General features: G+C 71.9%; 1 pseudogene. It reads left to right on the forward strand.

Features of this window, described 5'->3' with window-relative positions:
* A pseudogene (locus IY392_RS16410) lies at positions 1–367 on the forward strand (hypothetical protein); the annotation flags it as partial.

The raw sequence follows: 367 nt of genomic DNA on the forward strand, positions 1-367 counted from the left end.
ACATCCTGCTGGCGCAGAACGCGGCCGGCCAGGAGGCGGGGGTCCAGGATCCCGCGACCGAGGACTCGACGGCGCAGGAGATGGAGCTGGGGGTCCCGGTCAACCTCGACCTCGAACCCGTGGTGGCCCGTGCCGCCGGGGGTGCGATCCCGGCCGGCACCTCCATCCAGGTCACCGGATTGCCGGACGGCCTGACCCAGGACGGCTGGGTGATCTCCGGAACGCCCACCCGGGCGGGTGACTACGAGGTGCTGGTCACGGTCTCCAACGGGCCGGTGTCCGAGTCCGAGAAGCTCACGGTCACCGTGGTCGACCCGTCGACCGACCCCGTCGGTGACGGGGAGACCACGACCTCGCCCGCCACGAC

It is taken from the genome of Dietzia sp. SYD-A1, assembly GCF_015356725.1.
In the GTDB taxonomy this organism is placed as follows: Bacteria; Actinomycetota; Actinomycetes; order Mycobacteriales; family Mycobacteriaceae; genus Dietzia.